Source organism: Stenotrophomonas sp. P5_B8 (assembly GCF_054049855.1).
Map to the genome: position 1 here is coordinate 1 of NZ_JBFULO010000845.1, position 660 is coordinate 660.

Here is a 660-nt window from a genome sequence, read left to right on the forward strand (position 1 = left end):
CTCATTACATCATCGGCTTGACCGGCGGTATCGCCGCCGGCAAAAGCGAGCTGAGTCGCCGCTTCGAAGATTTGGGCATTACCGTGGCGGACGCCGACGTCGCAGCACGCGCCGTGGTTGCCCCCGGCAGCGACGGCCTAGAGCGTATCGCGGCGCACTTCGGCGATAGCATCCTGCTGACCGATGGAAACCTGGACCGGGCCACCCTGCGCGAGCGCATCTTCGCCTCCGCGCAGGACCGTCAGGCACTGGAAGCGATCACCCACCCGGCCATCCGCCAACTGCTACGTGACACCTGCAAGCAGGCCGACGGCCCGTATGCGGTTGCCGCCATCCCGCTGCTGACCGAAGCCGGCGGCCGCCAACAGTACCCGTGGCTGGACCGCATCCTGGTGATCGATGTGCCCGTGGCCGTGCAGCACGCACGCCTGCTGCAGCGCGATGGCATCACCGCCGAACTGGCCGACCGGATGATCGCCGCCCAGGCCGGCCGCGAGGCGCGCCTGGCGCTGGCCGATGACGTGGTGGTCAATGAYGGGCAGCCGGAGCATCTGCAGGCCAAGGTGGAGGCGCTGGATCAGCTGTACCGGGTGCTGGCCGCCAAAACGGTTGCCGACCACCGGTAGAGCCACCCCATGGGTGGCTGCCTTTGGGTATGCC

Annotated in this window: 1 protein-coding gene; it reads left to right on the top strand. The window is 68.1% G+C overall.

Annotated features, from left to right (window positions below; translation table 11 throughout):
• Positions 1-8: 8 nt before the first annotated feature.
• A complete protein-coding gene (gene coaE, locus ACXJKH_RS21785; protein ID WP_457322503.1) occupies positions 9-626 on the top strand; it encodes a dephospho-CoA kinase in 618 nt (205 codons plus the stop codon).
• The last annotated feature ends 34 nt before the right edge of the window (positions 627-660 follow it).